Source organism: Nannocystis punicea (genome assembly GCF_026965555.1).
In the GTDB taxonomy this organism is placed as follows: domain Bacteria; phylum Myxococcota_A; class Polyangia; order Nannocystales; family Nannocystaceae; genus Nannocystis; species Nannocystis punicea.
The window spans coordinates 9,406,249-9,421,086 of sequence record NZ_CP114040.1 but is presented as its reverse complement, the minus strand read 5'-3'; the positions used below and the strand labels follow the sequence as shown (position 1 = coordinate 9,421,086).

12 protein-coding genes are annotated in these 14,838 nt (G+C 72.9%); 5 read left to right on the top strand and 7 right to left on the bottom strand.

The annotated features are described in order from the left end of the window. Positions 1 to 90 precede the first annotated feature (90 nt). Complete coding sequence (locus O0S08_RS35975; protein ID WP_269033973.1) at positions 91 to 1,854, bottom strand: hypothetical protein; 1,764 nt, start codon at positions 1,852 to 1,854, stop codon at positions 91 to 93. A gap of 413 nt (positions 1,855 to 2,267) precedes the next feature. After that, positions 2,268 to 5,036: a serine/threonine-protein kinase gene (locus O0S08_RS35970; protein WP_269033972.1), complete on the bottom strand. Its 2,769-nt coding sequence runs from the start codon at positions 5,034 to 5,036 to the stop codon at positions 2,268 to 2,270. Between the two features lie 386 nt (positions 5,037 to 5,422). On the opposite strand from O0S08_RS35970, the gene O0S08_RS35965 reads away from it, so the two are divergent. Next, the gene (locus tag O0S08_RS35965) at positions 5,423 to 5,755 is read left to right on the top strand and encodes an antibiotic biosynthesis monooxygenase family protein (protein WP_269033971.1); all 333 of its coding nucleotides are present in this window, start codon (positions 5,423 to 5,425) and stop codon (positions 5,753 to 5,755) included. A gap of 31 nt (positions 5,756 to 5,786) precedes the next feature. After that, positions 5,787 to 6,011 carry a hypothetical protein gene (locus tag O0S08_RS35960; RefSeq protein WP_269033970.1) on the top strand — a complete coding sequence of 75 codons (225 nt, stop codon included), beginning with the start codon at positions 5,787 to 5,789 and terminating at the stop codon, positions 6,009 to 6,011. A 40-nt stretch (positions 6,012 to 6,051) separates the two neighbouring features. On the opposite strand, the gene O0S08_RS35955 is transcribed toward O0S08_RS35960, so the two are convergent. Then, entirely contained in the window at positions 6,052 to 7,212 is a 1,161-nt protein-coding gene (locus tag O0S08_RS35955) for a metallophosphoesterase (protein WP_269033969.1), read from the bottom strand. A 119-nt stretch (positions 7,213 to 7,331) separates the two neighbouring features. Next, a complete protein-coding gene (locus O0S08_RS35950; RefSeq protein WP_269033968.1) occupies positions 7,332 to 8,318 on the bottom strand; it encodes a hypothetical protein in 987 nt (328 codons plus the stop codon). Between the two features lie 1,064 nt (positions 8,319 to 9,382). Between O0S08_RS35950 and O0S08_RS35945 the strand changes: the two genes are divergently transcribed. Then, the gene (locus tag O0S08_RS35945; protein ID WP_269033967.1) at positions 9,383 to 10,276 is read left to right on the top strand and encodes a hypothetical protein; all 894 of its coding nucleotides are present in this window, start codon (positions 9,383 to 9,385) and stop codon (positions 10,274 to 10,276) included. Beyond that, entirely contained in the window at positions 10,273 to 11,262 is a 990-nt protein-coding gene (locus tag O0S08_RS35940; RefSeq protein WP_269033966.1) for a hypothetical protein, read from the top strand. The genes O0S08_RS35945 and O0S08_RS35940 overlap by 4 nt, the downstream gene beginning before the upstream one ends. Positions 11,263 to 11,351: 89 nt before the next feature. Here O0S08_RS35940 and O0S08_RS35935 read toward each other — a convergent pair whose 3' ends face one another. Both O0S08_RS35935 and O0S08_RS35930 read right to left on the bottom strand, forming a co-directional pair. Next, complete coding sequence (locus O0S08_RS35935; RefSeq protein WP_269033965.1) at positions 11,352 to 11,894, bottom strand: STM3941 family protein; 543 nt, start codon at positions 11,892 to 11,894, stop codon at positions 11,352 to 11,354. A gap of 79 nt (positions 11,895 to 11,973) precedes the next feature. After that, entirely contained in the window at positions 11,974 to 12,741 is a 768-nt protein-coding gene (locus O0S08_RS35930) for a hypothetical protein (RefSeq protein ID WP_269033964.1), read from the bottom strand. A gap of 117 nt (positions 12,742 to 12,858) precedes the next feature. On the opposite strand from O0S08_RS35930, the gene O0S08_RS35925 reads away from it, so the two are divergent. Beyond that, the gene (locus tag O0S08_RS35925) at positions 12,859 to 14,052 is read left to right on the top strand and encodes a hypothetical protein (protein WP_269033963.1); all 1,194 of its coding nucleotides are present in this window, start codon (positions 12,859 to 12,861) and stop codon (positions 14,050 to 14,052) included. Between the two features lie 13 nt (positions 14,053 to 14,065). Here O0S08_RS35925 and O0S08_RS35920 read toward each other — a convergent pair whose 3' ends face one another. Further along, complete coding sequence (locus O0S08_RS35920) at positions 14,066 to 14,365, bottom strand: hypothetical protein (RefSeq protein WP_269033962.1); 300 nt, start codon at positions 14,363 to 14,365, stop codon at positions 14,066 to 14,068. Positions 14,366 to 14,838 lie beyond the last annotated feature (473 nt).

Below are 14,838 nucleotides of genomic sequence, written 5' to 3'. Positions count from 1 at the left end.
CGCCGCGGCGTCCGCATTGTTTAAAAAACAATCGGCGCCGTGGTGCGATGATTCGGCCGAGGTCCGCCGAGTCGAGGATGGCGCGGGACGTCAGTCGGCGAGCGCTTCCCGGAGCGGCGCGCCGTCCGGGCCGAGAGCGCGGGCGAGCTCTGCGATGTCGGCGAGCGCCCTGTCGAGCTCGGCGGTCGAGATGAGCCCCTCGGCCCACTGGTCCCGGATCTTCGGGATGTAGCGGAGGGCCGGCTCCGCGGCGGAGCGCGCGGCGGCCAGGGCCGTGTCGTCGGCGCCCGGCGTGTCGAGCACCAGCGCCGCGGCGGCTGGATCGCCGGAACGGGCCCGAGCGGCCAGCCAGTCGAGCGCGCGGTCGCCTGCCCCCGCGGACCGCAGGGCGGCCACGAGCGCCGCCGCCCTGGTCGCTTCGTCGGCGAGCAGGGTGGGCAGCGCGTCGAGGTCGCCGAGCGCCAGACGAACGCAGGCACGGTCGGCGCCGGCCAGGAACGGCGTCTCGGGCGCGGCGAGGTCGCGCAGGGCGGCCCGGGTCGGCCCGTCGATCTCGCGGGCGGACTTGCACAGCGCCTCCGCGGCGGCGCCGGCGGCGGTCGCCAGGGCGTCGTCGCCGGCGTCCTCGGGGAGCCAGCCACGCGCCGCCTCTGCGGACAGACCGAGCGCGCGGGACACCGCGAGGTCCGGCGCGTCAGCCAGCGCGACCGGCTTCGCCGTGCCGTAAAACCCCGCGTCGCGGCGGCCGAGCGCCCGTTCGGCCGCCGCGATCGGGTCGTGCGGCGACAGCAACCAGGCGGGCGCCCCGACGGCGGCCAACCGGCACGCGAGCGCCGCCTCGGGGGTGGCGACCGTCCACGGCGGCGGCCCGCCGTCGAGCCACTCGGCGACGTACAGCGCGTCGAGGCTCGGGCAGGCCACTTTGAGGGCGAGGGCGACCGGCGCGGCCAGCGGCTCGGTCGCGCCCCGCAGCGCCCGATGCAGCACCCAGCGGCGGCGGTCATGACAGAGGCCCGCGGCCTCCGAGAGCGCGTACGCGGCGTGGTGTACGTAGGACCTGGCGAGCGGGGCGAACGGCTCGGGTCGACCCTCCGCGAGCGCCGTCAGCACCTCCTGCGCCTCGGCCTCTAGGCTGCCCCGGCCCCAGCGCCGGCGGGTCAGCTCCAGCCACGGCGCGTACGCCTCGACGAGCTGCCGCGCGAGCGCCTCCTCCAGCAGGTCGAGCTCGGACGAGTCTCCGTCGCGTAGCGCGGCCAGGGTGCGGGCCTCCAGGGTCGCCGGGTCCGGCAGCTCCACCGCATGCTCCGGGACGGCGCCGACCACCGCGTCCGCGAGGGAGCCGCCGTGCTGCTTCGTCGCCACGATACGACCGCGTTCGAGCTGCTGCGGCCACACATCCAGCCGGTCCAGGTCACACAGCTTCGCGAGGTCGGGCACGCGTTCGTACAGCTCGTGCAGCTCCGCCCGCAGAAACATGGACGGGGCGCCTGTCAGCGCGGCCTCGATGGCCCGCAAGCCGAGCGCGTGCCGACCGGCTGCCGCGCGGATCTCCGGGCCCCGCCGTCGCAGCCGGTCGAGCGCGGCGTCCGTGCGGGTGATCAGGGCGAGGCCGTACGGACCCATCACGCCGTCGCCGGGCACGAACAGGATCCACCACGCGATCGGGACGAAGCCCCTGGCCGAGGCGACGAGCCGATCCGCGGGGTCGCGGGGACGGGGAGCGGAATGGGACGTGAGGTGGAGGGAGAGGTCGATGCCCACGGGGGGTGCTCCTGGCGCGCCGAACCTACCACGGCTCGAATGCGTCGAGCGGCGGGCATTGTTCTTCGGGCCCGATCCCGCCTGGCTCGGCACGACCGGCACGATCCCAGGCGACAGCGCACCGACCCCGCGCCGTCCATTGTAGGTACCGGCCGGGGCGACCTCTCCGGCCGGGAGCACCGAGGCGCGTGGAACGTGCAGTCACCCACGGTGATGGCATTCATGTCGGTGCCGAGCGAACACCCGAGCGCCCTCGCCGGTCGAGGTCGCGGGGGGCGTGCCGGTCGCGCTCGTGGAACGGCAGTCACGCGCGGTGATGACATTCACGTGCGGTGTCTGCGTCAATCTCGGTGGTGGGAGGGGTCGGTGGTGACCGGATTGTCGGCAGTCCTGGGCGGCCGCCGAGGCGGTCATGGATTCGTCGCACGCCCTGGCCGGAGGAACACAACCTCGACTTCACCACGACCGGCAGAGCGCGGAGCGATTGCCATGACATGTCTCGAGGGTCATGTGCCAGGATGAGCCGCCAGCCACCGGCTCGCGCGCGTCAAATTCGGCAGGTGCCCCAGCGTGCGCCAGTAGTCCTGCGCCGCAGTCGCCAGCTCGCGGGCGCGGGCGTGCTCCTGCGGGGATGGCCACAGCGCCTCGGCCAGGGCGAGCTGGACGTCCGCGCGATCGACCGCCCCGGCCAGGCTCAGGGCCCGCTCGAGCAGCTGCGCGGCCTCCGTCGGGCGGCCGAGGGCCAGCTCGAGCTCTCCGAGGCCCAGGAGCGACGCGGCGACCGTGGGGTGCGCCGGCCCGAGCGCCCGCTCCTGCAGGGCCAGCGCGCGCTCGTGGCGGAGCCGGGCCTCCTCGTGGCGGCCGAGCTCGCGCAGCGCTCGGCCCAGGCCGTTGAGGATCGGCGCCAGCCGGTGCGAGTCGGGGCCGGTGGCCTTCTCGCGCAGCGCGAGCGCCCGCTCGTGGGCCTCTCGCGCTGCTTCGTGGCGGCCCAGGCCCGACAGCGCGTCGCCGAGGCCGGCGAGGATGCCGTTGGCGGCGGGGTCGTCGAGGCCCACGGCCTTCTCGCGCAGGGCCAGCGCCCGCTCGAAGGTGTCCTTCGCCTCCTCGTAGCGGCCCAGGGCGCCCAGCGAGGTGGCGAGGTAGTTGAGCGAGAAGGCGTTGGCCGGGTGCTCGGGACCCAGCACCTTCTCGCGCACCGCGAGCGCCCGCTCGTGGACCTGGCGCGCCTCCTCGTAGCGGCCCAGGCCGATCAGGGCGCGGCCCAGGTTGGTGAGGGACAGGGTGGTGTACGGGTGCTCCGCGCCCAGCGCCTGCTCGCGCAGGGCCAGCGCCCGCGCGTGCCGCTGGCGCCCCTCCTCGTGCCGCTCGAGGTTCACGTACATGTTGCCCAGGCTGTTGTCGGCGTCGGAGCGGACCACCGGGTCGTCGGCCAGCTCGACGGCCGCCTCGAGCGCCAGCGCCAGGCGCAGCGCCTCCTCGCCGCGGGCCTGCCGCGACCCCAGCACGAACACCAGCTGGCTCCACGCCCGCGCGCCGAGCCGGGTGTCCTGACCCCGCGCCGCCGCCACGATCGCCTGCTCCGCCAGCGCCTTCGAGCCCTCGTAGTCGCCGGCCGCCTCGCGCAGCTCCGCCAGCACGAACAGCACGCGCGCCTGCAGCGGCGCGTAGCCCACGGCCTCCGCCTCGCGCAGCAGCGGCTCGCCGAACGCCAGGCCCTCCGGGTACTTGCCGGCCTCGTACAGCGCCTCGAGCCGGTCCGCCTGCGCCTCCAGGGCCTCGACGCGGGCGCGCACGGCCGGGTCTTCCGGCGGCGGGACGGCGGCAGTCAGGGCGTCGGCGTCGTCGCAGTCGGCCAGCGGCGGCAGCGACTGCACCGCCTGCACCGCCTGATCGACCAGGCGCCGGTCCGGCCCGCTCGCCAGCAGCTCGGTCAGCGCCCGCAACCGGCTGCGGCGCCGCTCCAGGCACGACTCCCGCAGGGCCGCCAGGGCCCCGGTCTCCCGGCCGGCGGCCTCGCAGCCCTCGGTCCGCATCTTCACCCAGGTGCCCGCGTAGTCGTCCAGCAGGGCCGCGGCGCGCTGGGCCGTGGCGGGCGCGTAGTGCACTCCGGTGGCCTGCAGGGCCTCCGTCACCCGGGCCTTCGTGGGCTCGTCCCAGATGCCCGCCAGGTGCCGCTCCAGGCCCTCGCACTGGCCCTCGCGCGCGCCGAGCCAGCCCCGCACGGCCACGGCGGTCAGCAGGACGAGCGCCAGGCCCAGCCCGGCCGCGAGGGCTCGCCCGCGCCGCCGCGCCTCGGGATCGACCGCGAGCTCGGCCAGCACCACCTCCATGGTCGCGGGGCGCCGCGAGCGGTCGCCGCTCAGGCCCCGCAGGACGGTGCGGGCCACCCAGGCCGGCACGTCCGACGCGGCCGGCGGCGGCCTCACGCGGGCGGCGACGTGGGCCTGAAGCAGCTCCGGCAGGGTCTTGCCGGCGAACGGGAATTTCCCGTACAGCGCCTCGTACAGGGCCACGCAGAACGAGAACACGTCGGTGAGGACATCGGCGGAGCGACCGTCGAGCAGCAGCTCCGGCGCCATGTAGCGCGGGGTGCCGACCAGCATGCCCGAGACGGTCAGCTCGTCGGCGGGGAGGACCAGCGGCCCACCCGCGGCGCTGTCCGGCAGCGCCTCGGAGGGCCGGTTGCTGCGCGCCAGGCCGAAGTCGGTCACCCGCGCGCGGCCGTCCTTGCCGACCAGCACGTTGTCGGGCTTGAAGTCGCGGTGGACGAGGCCGGCCGCGTGGGCCGCCGCGAGCCCGCGTCCGGCCTCGAGGTAGGTCGCCAGCACCTGCCGCCAGGTGCGGGGCTTCTCGGCGCACCAGTCGCGCAGCGTCTGCCCCTCCACGTACTCCATGGCGATGAAGAGCGAGCCGTCGGCGAGGGTCCCCGCGTCGTAGACCGCCACGACGTGCGGGTGGTTGAGGCGCGCCATCGACTGCGCCTCGCGCACCAGCCGGGCCTGCTCCTCGCGCCCGCTCGAGCCGCCGGCTCGCTGCCGCAACAGCTTGAGGGCCACGCGCCGGTCGAGCCGCGCGTCGTAGGCCGCCAGCACGACGCCCATGCCGCCCTCGCCGAGGAAGCCGAGCACCGTGTAGCGCTCGGCCAGCAGCTGCCCGGGAGCGAGCGAGACAGACGTCGTGAGATCGGCCGAAGGCAGGGTCGGCCCCTCGGCGTCGAGAGTCTTCCCGTCTTCCGAACCGGAGGAAGCGGCCGCCCGCGGCGTGGATTCGCTCATCTGCGCGCTTCAACGCGAGTCTAGCCGAGAATTCCGCCGGCGCGCGCTCTGCTGAGAGCACTGCACCGGCAGACGTTCGCGCGCGCTCTCGCTCCGGGTCTGTTTTCGCGGGAGCCTCTCCTGGGTCCATCGATTCACCCGCGACCTGCAATGCCCGCACCGTCCCCGCGCCGGCGCGGAGCCGAGACTCGGGCTCCTCGTGCGATCGAATGTCGAGCCTCTGCCGATTCATGCCTCGTCTTTCGCAGCCGGGGGCTTCGGCGATCAGGCCGCGATCGTGGCTCCGGTCGAGGCCGGCGCCGCGGACACTCAGGCCGAGCCCGCTCGGTGAGCGGCAGCCTCGCGCGACTGGCCCGCCGCGGCGATCCGCGCTACACGGCGTGGTCATGTTCGCCGTCATCTACCGCTGGAAGCTGATCCCTGGCCGTGAGGCGCAATTCGAGGAGGGCTGGCGCGCCGGCACCCGGGCGATCGCCGAGGAGTTCGGCGGCTGGGGCTCCCGGCTGCACCGCGGCGAGGGCGGCGTGGTCGTCGCTTACGCGCAGTGGCCCGACCGCGCCACGTGGGAACGCGCGATGCAGTCGCGGATGCACCACTCCGACGACGAGGCCCGCGCCAGGTACCGCGGCGCGTTCGAGCCCGACAGCTTCGAGATCCTGTTCGCCGGCGAGGTGACGGCCGACCTGCTCGAGCTCCGCCGCGCCGGCGGCGACGCGTGAGCCAGGAGTGATTCAAGCGAGGGCGCTCGTCATGGAGCTGGATCGTCTGCTGTCTCTTTCACACGAGGAGGTCCGGGAGCTCTCCGTCGAGGACTGGAGGGCCATCTCGGGGCGGCTGGTCTCCTCGCTCGCCGAAGAGCTCGGGACCCCTTGCGACTTCGGCGACTCGCAATACTTCGCGAACGGCGAGTTCTGCGGCACGCGGGGGCAATCGCGGCGCGTGGAAGGCATCCGCGTCCGGGTCGATCGCAGGTAGCTCGGGCATCGCCGCGCGACCCGCCTCGCGCGGCGAGCCGTCAGTCGACGTCGAGCTCGATGGTGAACTGCTGATCGGGCTCGACGAGGTAGCGATCGAGCAGCGGCGAGTAGGTGCGGACGTGCATGGTGCGGCCGTCGGGCAGGAGCTCGAGCAGGCGCAGGTAGCCCTCGCCGCCGACCTCGCGCATCTGATAGTTGGCGAGCATCTGATGGACGACGCGGCCGTGGTCGTCGACGCTGGCGAGGTAGCCGGTGCCGTCGCCGAGCACGTGGCCGTTCAGGGTCATGGCGAAGCGGTGGCGGCGGACCAGCTTCTGCCACAGCTCCTCGCCGTCGTTGAGGCTCCCGGGCGTGGTGTACCCGTGCGGGTTGTGCTGCTGCGGGTGGTCCGCGTCGGTGTGGTCGTAGCGGAGGTCGTTGTTGTTGAGGTACGCGTGGGTCACGAGGATCCCGAGGCGCTCGGGGTGCTCCGTCATCACCGCGTCGGCCCAGGCGACGACCTCGTCGCGCGGCGCCCACTCGAGCATGAGCGCGATCCACTCGTGCCCGCCGGCCGCGAACAAATGATAGGTGTTGTCGAGCTTGCCCGGCTCGAAGGCGCCGCCGAAGCTCGGCATCGCCGCGGTCTCGGCGAACGAGAACCACGTGTTGAGGCCGGTGTCGCGGGTGGTGGCCGAACCCGAGGGGCCGTAGTCGTGGTTGCCGGGGACCAGCGCGTAGGGGACGACGCCGTCGAGCAGGCGCAGCGCGTCGCTGGCCCGCTCCCACTCGAGGTCGGTGTTCTTGTGGACGATGTCGCCGAGGTGGAACGCATAGGCGATGCCCAGCGCGTCGGCGTTGTCGGCGAGCCACCAGGTCTGGATGTCGAGCACGCCCGGGTATCCGAGCGAGTAATACTGGGTGTCCGGCAGCACCGCGAAGACCGTCGAACCGGCGGTGAACGGCGGCGGCTCGAGCGCGCGGGCCGTCTCGCCGTCGGCGCCCACGGACCTCGCGTATTCGGCCATGTCTTGCGCGTCCGGAGCGAGCGCGAGGCCGGCCCGCAGCTGCGCCTCGGCGTCGGCCGCCGGCGCGTCGCGCTCGCCTGCGGCGAGCTGCGGCGCCTCGTCGCCTCGCTCCGGGCCCGAATCGTGGCAGCCCATCGTCAGCAGGCCGAAGCCCATGAATACGCGCGCCGTTCCGCTCCTGGACGATGCCATGATTCGAGGCTGACAGGCGCGCGCGACACGGGGGAAACTTCTGTTCGTCGAATGTTACGAGCGTGTCGCGTGCGGCGGCGCCGCCGAGAGCGAGCCGGGCGATCGCACGACCCGGCGGCTCACTCGCAGATGCCGAGGAACTGGCAGGTCCAGCGCTCCTGCTCGGCGTCGAAGGCGCAATACTTGTCCTGCGGGCAATCGTCGCTGTCGGAGCACTCGTCCTCGAGGGTGGGGCAGAACGCGCCGATGACGTGGCCGCAGAAGAACTCCGAGCCGCGGCAGCCGCACTCGCCCTCGCAGTCGGCCTTCGAGGCGCAGTTCGCCGGCATGCACGTGTTCTGGAGGTACAGGTCGCCGCCGACGTCCGGGTGGTCGCCGGCGCACACGCAGATCTGTCCGTCGCCGCAGTCGCTGTCGGACATGCACTGCGCGACGCAGCCGCAATCGCCCCAGATGTTGGCGCAGACCTGGCTGTCGGGGCAGTCGCTGTCGGCCGCGCAGTCGCCCCCCTGGCCCTCGCACTTCGGCCAGAACACCTCGTGCGCGCACTCGAGGGCCTCGTCGCGATAGATCACGGTCCCGCCGTTGCAGAACAGCCAGCCGGACTCGATGTCGGTCAGCTGGTGCTGCGGGTCCTCGAAGAAGATCGGCTCACAGTCGACCGGCGCCTTGCAGGGGACCGGATCGCCGGAGTCCCCGGTCGTCGAGGTCGACTCGGTCCCGGACGTGGTCGTCGAGGTCGACCCGGTTGCGGACGTGGTCGTCTCGCCCGTGGTCGTCTCCGCCGGCCCCGTGCTCGTCTCCTGCGAGGTCGAGCTGACCGAGACCGATCCGGTCGACGACGTGCCGGTCGTGGTCGAGGTCGACTCGGCGACGGTGATCGCGGTCGGGTCGGCCCCGCTCGATGTCTCGGAGCCTCCGCCGCTGCTCGTCGGGGTCCCCTGCGTGGCGCCGCCGGAGCTCGTCTCCGTGGTGTCGCCCGCGGTCGTGTCGGTCGAGCTCGAAGAAGGGCCGCACGCCGGACCGGACGAGACGAGGCACCACAGGCCGAGGCAGATTCGTTGGCGATTAAAAAGAGAAACAGTGCGAACGGTTCGTGAGGCCATTGCCGCATCCTACAGGTTCGTGTCCGCGGATGCCACCACCCGGTGTTCGCGGGCCTTCGCCCCGAAGGGGGTCCGAAGGTCTCTGGCCTGTGATCGGCGTTCAGGTCGCGAGCACGGCCTCCGAGCCGCGCGCCTGCGCCCGGGCGGCGCGGGTGCGACCGGCCTCGCGCAGGTCCTCCTCGGGACTCGCTCTTCGGGTCCAGCGAAGCACGCTCCCGCGATTCACGTCGACAATGCAGGCATCGCTCTCCGCGTCGCGTGATTCGCGGCAGGAGAGCTCGGGGCCGTCGCGCCGCGGGCTCGAATCGTGGCAGTCCGCCTCGAGATCGGAGCCCATGAATGTGCGTGTCGTCCGCTCCTGGACGCTGCGATGATTCCCGGCCGACGGGCGGGCGACGGATCGCGCGACGTCGATGTGTGCTGCCGCGCTGGCGGGCGCCGGGCGGGCGCCCGCTCGCGTACTTTCGTGAATCGGCGCACGCGATGCCCCGGTCGAGTTCGTGATCGATTGATCGCGGTCCGCGAGGGCTGTGATCGACGAGCGCGGCGAGGGCGGGGGCGGTGTCGGGCAGAACACGAGGGCGTCGGCGCCCGCCGGGCGACTCGCCCCCGAGCCGTCCCGAGTGCGGGCGCGAAGCCAATGTCGTGTGCGTCCACGCCGAATTCGACGAATCACACGTGCGGCTCTCGCGTCGGCGCCTTGTGGGGATCTCTCCGCGGTGATACCCTGACGGTGGCGACAATGACCATTCGCAGAGGGCGCTCCGCACGCTCCTGGGATCGAAGATCGCAGCCTCATGCGCAGCCCCATGAAACCTCTGCAGACGTTCGAGGCGGCGCTCGCCCGCGAGGTCCTGCGGCCGAGCCTGCGCGGGCGCAGCGCAGCGCGTCGGCGGGATCGAATCGACACACCGGAGCGATGACGAATGTCCATCCGCGCATCCCTGTCCCGCGTCGCCGGCGCGGCCGGAAATTACGCGATGCTCGCGCCCCTGGCGGCAGAGCTCGTCGTGTCTCGTCGCGGCTTCAAGCAGGCCGTCCGGGACCTCGAGCTGGCGCGGACCGTGGCGGCCGCGGGCGGGCTCACGGGCGAGCGGCAGGTCTACCTGGACGCCATGTTCGGCTGGGGCCTCCCGTTTCTGTTCGGCACCTATTGCAAGCTGATGGGCAAGCGGCTGCGCTCCGACGAGCGCAAGGCCCTCGTGCTCTTCTTCGCGCTCTCCGCCCCCTACGACGATCTCTTCGACGAGCAGCGAATCTCCGCGGAGCAGCTCCACAGGGTGCTCGGAGACGCCGCCTATACGCCGACGTCGAGCGACGAGCGGCTTACCCGGAGTTTGTATCGCCAGCTCGTCGGCCTGGCTCCCGCGCGGGGGAACACGTGCTTCGACGAGGCCGTGGGGGCGCTGCACGTCGCGCAGCTCGACAGCGTCCATCGCCTCGACGCGTCGTCGCCCCCGGAGCTGGCCGCGGAGGTGACGTACGCCAAGGCGCGCGCGACGCAAGCGGCCGCGTACGCGCTCATCCGCGGCCGTTCGTCGGCCGAGGAGCGCGAGGCGGAGGCGGCGGCGGCGGCGTGGCTGCAGCTCTGCGATGACGCCCTCGATCGCCGAGAGGACCGCCTCGAGGGCCGCAAGACGCTCCTGACGGCGTGCCATCGCTTCGCCGACGCGGCGGAGCTGCTGGAGCGGCACCGGCTGGCCGCGTTCGTGAAGATCCGCGCGCTCCGTCACCTGGATGCGCGGCGCCTGGAAGAGTACCTGTTCCGCTGGTATCTCGTCGCCTCGGCGGGCATGACGTACCTGTACCTGGATTATCAGGTGGAACACGGCGCGCTGCCGGCGATCCGCCTGCGGGACGCGGTCCCTCTGGCGGGCAAGCTCGTCGCGGAGTACAGCCCCGCAGCGTCGATGCGAGCCATCGTGCTCCCGTCGGTGGGGAGGCGCGGAGGCGCATGAGCCGGGCCCGGTCGATCGCCGGAGCCGCGGCCGTCCTGCGCCTGGTCCCGTTGAGCCTCGAGCTCGCCGGGCGTCGGCGACGATTCCGGCGGGCGCTCGACGCAGTCGAACGCGAGTGGAGGGCGGCGGCCGCCGGCGGCCGCTTCGGTGATTCGCGGGCCCGCGAAGACGACCTGTTCTTCGATGTGCTCGCGCCGTGCGGGGCCGGATCGTACTGCAAGCTGATCGGGCGGCCCTTCACCGGCGAGGCCTGCCGGGTGGTCGCGCTCGCGTGTGCGTTCGTGTTCCCCTACGACGATCTCATCGACGAGCAGGGGATCTCGAGAGAGCACCTGGACCGCGTGCTCCACGATCCCTCGTGTGTGCCGCGATCGGCCGAGGAGCACCGCGCGGGGTATTTTTACCGGCGGCTGGTCGCGCTCCCGGCCGTGCGGGACAACGCGCTGTTCCACGCCGCAGTGGCGCGGCAGAACGAGGCCCACCTCGTCGGCATCGACCAGCAGCGCGATCCTTCTGCGTCGCTCGCGGCGGTCCAGGCAGCGACTCACGCCAAGGCGTCGTCCACTTTGCTGCTCGGACTCAGCCTGCTCAACCCCGCCATGAGCCCGCGCGAGCAGGACGCCGCCGCGGAGCTCGCGATGTGGGTTCAGCTCGTGGACGACGCGATGGACAGGCGGCGCGATCGCGCAGCAGGCGTCCGCACCCTCATGACGGACTGCGCCGACTTCTCCGCGGTGTTCGAGCTCCTGGAGGGGTGCCGGATCCGCACGTTCGAGAAGTACAGGTCGCTCGCAGAGTACGACGAGCGGCGCATGGACGCCTATCTCTTCGAGCTCTACGCCGCGGGCGTGCTCGTGACAGTGCGCCTCTATCTCGAGGAGCGGGCGGGCCGGAGCTCGGCGGTTCGCGACGCGGCCCGCCTGGCGTACAGGCTCCTCGCGCGCTACAGCCGCGACGCCTCGATGCGACCCGTCGTATTGCCGTGAGCGACCCTCGTATCGTGGGTTCACCGGGTCGATGTATTCGCGACGGCGCGGAACGAGCGCCCGGTGAAATGCTCGCAGTGGTGATCGGCTCAACTGGAGGATGACCTCGCCGCGGGCGCGCCGTGGGCGGCCGCGTAGGCCTGGATGAGCGACCCCAGGGTGGCGAGGTCGACCTTGAGGCCGTGGGCCGAGACGCACAGGCCATCGGCGCCGAGGCGGCGATTGGCGCTTCGCGTCCAGCGGGCGATCCGCGTCCGCGTGAGGCGCTGCTCGACCTCCGGCGCGAGCGCGACGACCACGAAGCTCTGGTTCTGCATGGTCCAGAGCGAGAGCCGATCGATCGCGCTCCAGGGGATGACCTCGCGGGCGATCCGGACGTCGCGCAGGCCCGCGGGCGAGAGGGTGACGACCGCCCCCGTCGTCAGCAGCTGTCGCAGCCACAAGCACGTGCACAGGCCGAAGAACAGCGCGCCGATGGTGCCGATCACCCGGGTGAAGGCGGCGCCGGCGAGCTCCGGGACGGCGGGGACGACGAGCATCAGCGAGGCCGCGGTCATCAGCAGCGCGAGCGCGACGTACCCCAGCAGTCTCACCGGCGCGTGGAGGATCTCGAGCGTGCGCGACGTGTCCACGGGTTGCTGGGTTGGCGGCGCCGGCATGGCCTGCAGAGGATGCCTCGAGGCCTCGCCGGCGTCGAGCCGGGCCGCGGGCTCACGGCATCGAGCAGTCGTAGAACGCGGGGAACTCGGCCTCGCAGCCGGCGACCAGCGGGCGGCCGGACATGTCGCAGATGAACGTCGGCTGTTCGCCGGCGCACGCCCGCAGGTCGGAGAACTCGGCCTTGCACGCGCCGGTCTTGTTGGCCTCGCAGCCGGTGACGCAGGCCGCCTTGTCGGGCGGCCCGCCCGGGCACATCGGCACGATCACGAAGTCGCAGATCGCGTCGCACTCGAGGCACGGCTCGGGGAACACCTCGAGGTGCTGCCACAGGCCGTCCTGGCAGGTCCAGGCGTTGCAGAACGAGCACTGGTCGGAGCAATCGGTCGAGCACGACGCGCCCTCCGGGCTGCACGCGGTGCCCTCGGTCGGGAAGTTCGGCGGCTCGCAGGCCCCTTCGCCGCACTCGGGGGCGGGCATGTTCTCGAAGTGCACCCACGCGCCGCCCTGGCACTTCGCGCCGATGAACTGCATGCACAGGTCGGTCTCGAGCTGGCAGACCTCGCCCTCGACCGCGCACAGGCTGCCCTCGTCGGGCACCGCGTCCTCGCACGCCACGGGCTCGTCGCCGGTCAGCGCGGTGGTCGGCGCGGTCGGGTCCGTGGCGGTCGTCGTCGCGGTGCCGGTGCTCGCGTCGGTCGTCGTCGTCGTCGGGCCGGTCGCCGTCGAGGTGTCGGTGGCAGAGTCGGAGTCGCTGCCGCGATCGGGGCAAGCGGCGAGCGTGAGGAGGCTGGTGGACAGCAGGGCGAAAGCGAAGCGCATGCGCGGAAGATGCCCGAGCGGCGGACGGGGCACCAGCCGCTGCGCGTGAGGCGAGGCAGGGTGCACGAGCGACGACATCGGCCGCCGGAGGTGCAGTAAGATGGACCCGGAGCTCGCATGTCGTCCGCCGCCGACCCCATCCATGCCATCGACGCCCAGCTGGCGTTCACGCGGATCGAAGACGTCTCGCTCGACGATCGCGGCCTGCGGCGGGCCCGGACGCTCGACCCGGTCGCGCGCGCCGACCCGCGGTCGTACGATCGCCGGACCTGCCGCGCGTACGACTGCTCGGCCGCGGGCGGCCTCGTGCCCGACCTGCGCGAGCACGGCTTCGCCCACCTCGACCTGTCGTCGCGGCGCCCGCTGCAAGCCGCGCTCGAGCGCGTGTGCGTGGCCGGCCGGCTCGACGCCGCCGAGGCGGCGGAGATCCGCCGCAACCTGCTGGGCCGCACGTTCACGCTGCCGGGCGGCGAGCGGCTGTGGCTGTTGTTCATCGCCCCTGAGGGCTTCTTCATGCGCCGCGCCGGGCCCAACGGGATGGCGCTGACGCGCGCGCCCAACCCCGACATGAACGAGCACGACGCGGCGGTGGCCGTGCACGCCGACCAGGACGTCGAGGGCACGCCGCTGCGCCAGCTGCTGCGTGGCGCGGCCCCGTGGCTGTTCCGCCACGAATCTCCCGATCGCCGCAATCGCCGGTCGCGCCTGGCATTGATCAATGTGTGGATCCCGCTCGACCAGGTGACGCGACCGCTGGCGCTGATGGATCAGCGCTCGCTCGACCGCCGGGCCCACCAGCTGCGCTACGGCCTCGTCACCGACGCGATCCTGCAGCGCGGCGAGGACATGCGGATCAACGACATCTGGACGTTCCTGCACCACGACGAGCAGCGCTGGCACTTCAACTCGGAGATGGACGCGACTCGGGCCTACGTGTTCGAGACGCTCGGCACGCCGCACGGGTCGTTCATCCTGCCCGGCGAGGAGCGGGCCGAGGCTCGCCATCGCCAGCTCTCGGCCGTCGTCGAGGCGGCGCGGCGCGGCGACGCCGGAGCCGCGGCGCGCGCTCTGGCGCCGGTGGACGAGAGCCGCTGGCGCGCGCCGGCGACGGCCTCGCTGGCGCGCGCCATCGCGGCGATGGAGGCCCTGCTCGCCGAGGCCCGCGAGAATCTTCCAGCGCTGCTCGCCGGCGACGGCCCGTCCGACTGGTGCGCCCGCGCGACGGCGGCGGCCGAGCGGGTGGTCCGCAAGTCGATCGAGATGCGAGCGGTCGCGCTGATCCTGCCGCGGCTGTGGCCGCGCCGCGGCTAGTCTGCGGCCGCAATCACAGGACCACGGCCAGCACCTGCATCCCGCCGACCAGGGCGAGGACGGTCGCGGCGGCGACCTGCGGCTTCTGGCCGACCTGCAGGTACAGCAGCACGCCGCAGGCCGCGAGCGTGCCGCCGAGGACGAGCCCCAGGGGGACGCCCTTGAGGCCGAGCTGGACGAGCCCGAACGCCAGCAGCGCCTCCAGGACGCTCGCGGCCAGGGCGATCGCCGTCAGCAGGCGCCTGCCGGCGCGCAGGAACAGGAACAGCGACGCGGCCACCACCCCGAGGACGAGGACTGTGTTGACGTTCATCGTGAGACTCTATCCGGCTCCGGCCGCGCTGTCGCCGGGGGCGCGGGCCCCACCCGGCGTCCCCGTCGGACCACGATCCCGACCTCGACTTCGCCCCTCGGCGGTGAGCCCGCGAGCGCCGGGCGCCGCCAGGTGAAATCAGAGGAGCGTGCGTCGATATGTCCTCGGAGACATATCATGGCTGTGCGTCGGGCGAGGCTCCGCGGCCCTCGCGCCCGCCCGGCGCCGATGCCTGCCGTGACGTCTGCACACCCGAATCATGGTAAGGCCGAACGACGGTCCACGGCGCCGGGCCAGGAATGACAGTTGTATGTCCTCGGAGTCAGGCCGTGCCGGCGGTTTTCGTGACTTCTGCACACCCGAATCATGGTGCGGGTGAACGACGGTCGGCGGCGCCGGGACAGACACGACGGGCGAGATGTCCTCGGAGACATGTCGTGACCGCTGCTTCGCGCGACGCCCCGCCGCGTCCG

Coding starts and splice junctions, on each gene's coding strand:
- O0S08_RS35970 (WP_269033972.1), bottom strand. CDS start 5,036: ATGAGCGAATCCACGCCGCGGGCGGCCGCTTCCTCCGGTTCGGAAGAC.
- O0S08_RS35965 (WP_269033971.1), top strand. CDS start 5,423: ATGTTCGCCGTCATCTACCGCTGGAAGCTGATCCCTGGCCGTGAGGCG.
- O0S08_RS35960 (WP_269033970.1), top strand. CDS start 5,787: ATGGAGCTGGATCGTCTGCTGTCTCTTTCACACGAGGAGGTCCGGGAG.
- O0S08_RS35955 (WP_269033969.1), bottom strand. CDS start 7,212: ATGGCATCGTCCAGGAGCGGAACGGCGCGCGTATTCATGGGCTTCGGC.
- O0S08_RS35950 (WP_269033968.1), bottom strand. CDS start 8,318: ATGGCCTCACGAACCGTTCGCACTGTTTCTCTTTTTAATCGCCAACGA.
- O0S08_RS35940 (WP_269033966.1), top strand. CDS start 10,273: ATGAGCCGGGCCCGGTCGATCGCCGGAGCCGCGGCCGTCCTGCGCCTG.
- O0S08_RS35930 (WP_269033964.1), bottom strand. CDS start 12,741: ATGCGCTTCGCTTTCGCCCTGCTGTCCACCAGCCTCCTCACGCTCGCC.
- O0S08_RS35925 (WP_269033963.1), top strand. CDS start 12,859: ATGTCGTCCGCCGCCGACCCCATCCATGCCATCGACGCCCAGCTGGCG.
- O0S08_RS35920 (WP_269033962.1), bottom strand. CDS start 14,365: ATGAACGTCAACACAGTCCTCGTCCTCGGGGTGGTGGCCGCGTCGCTG.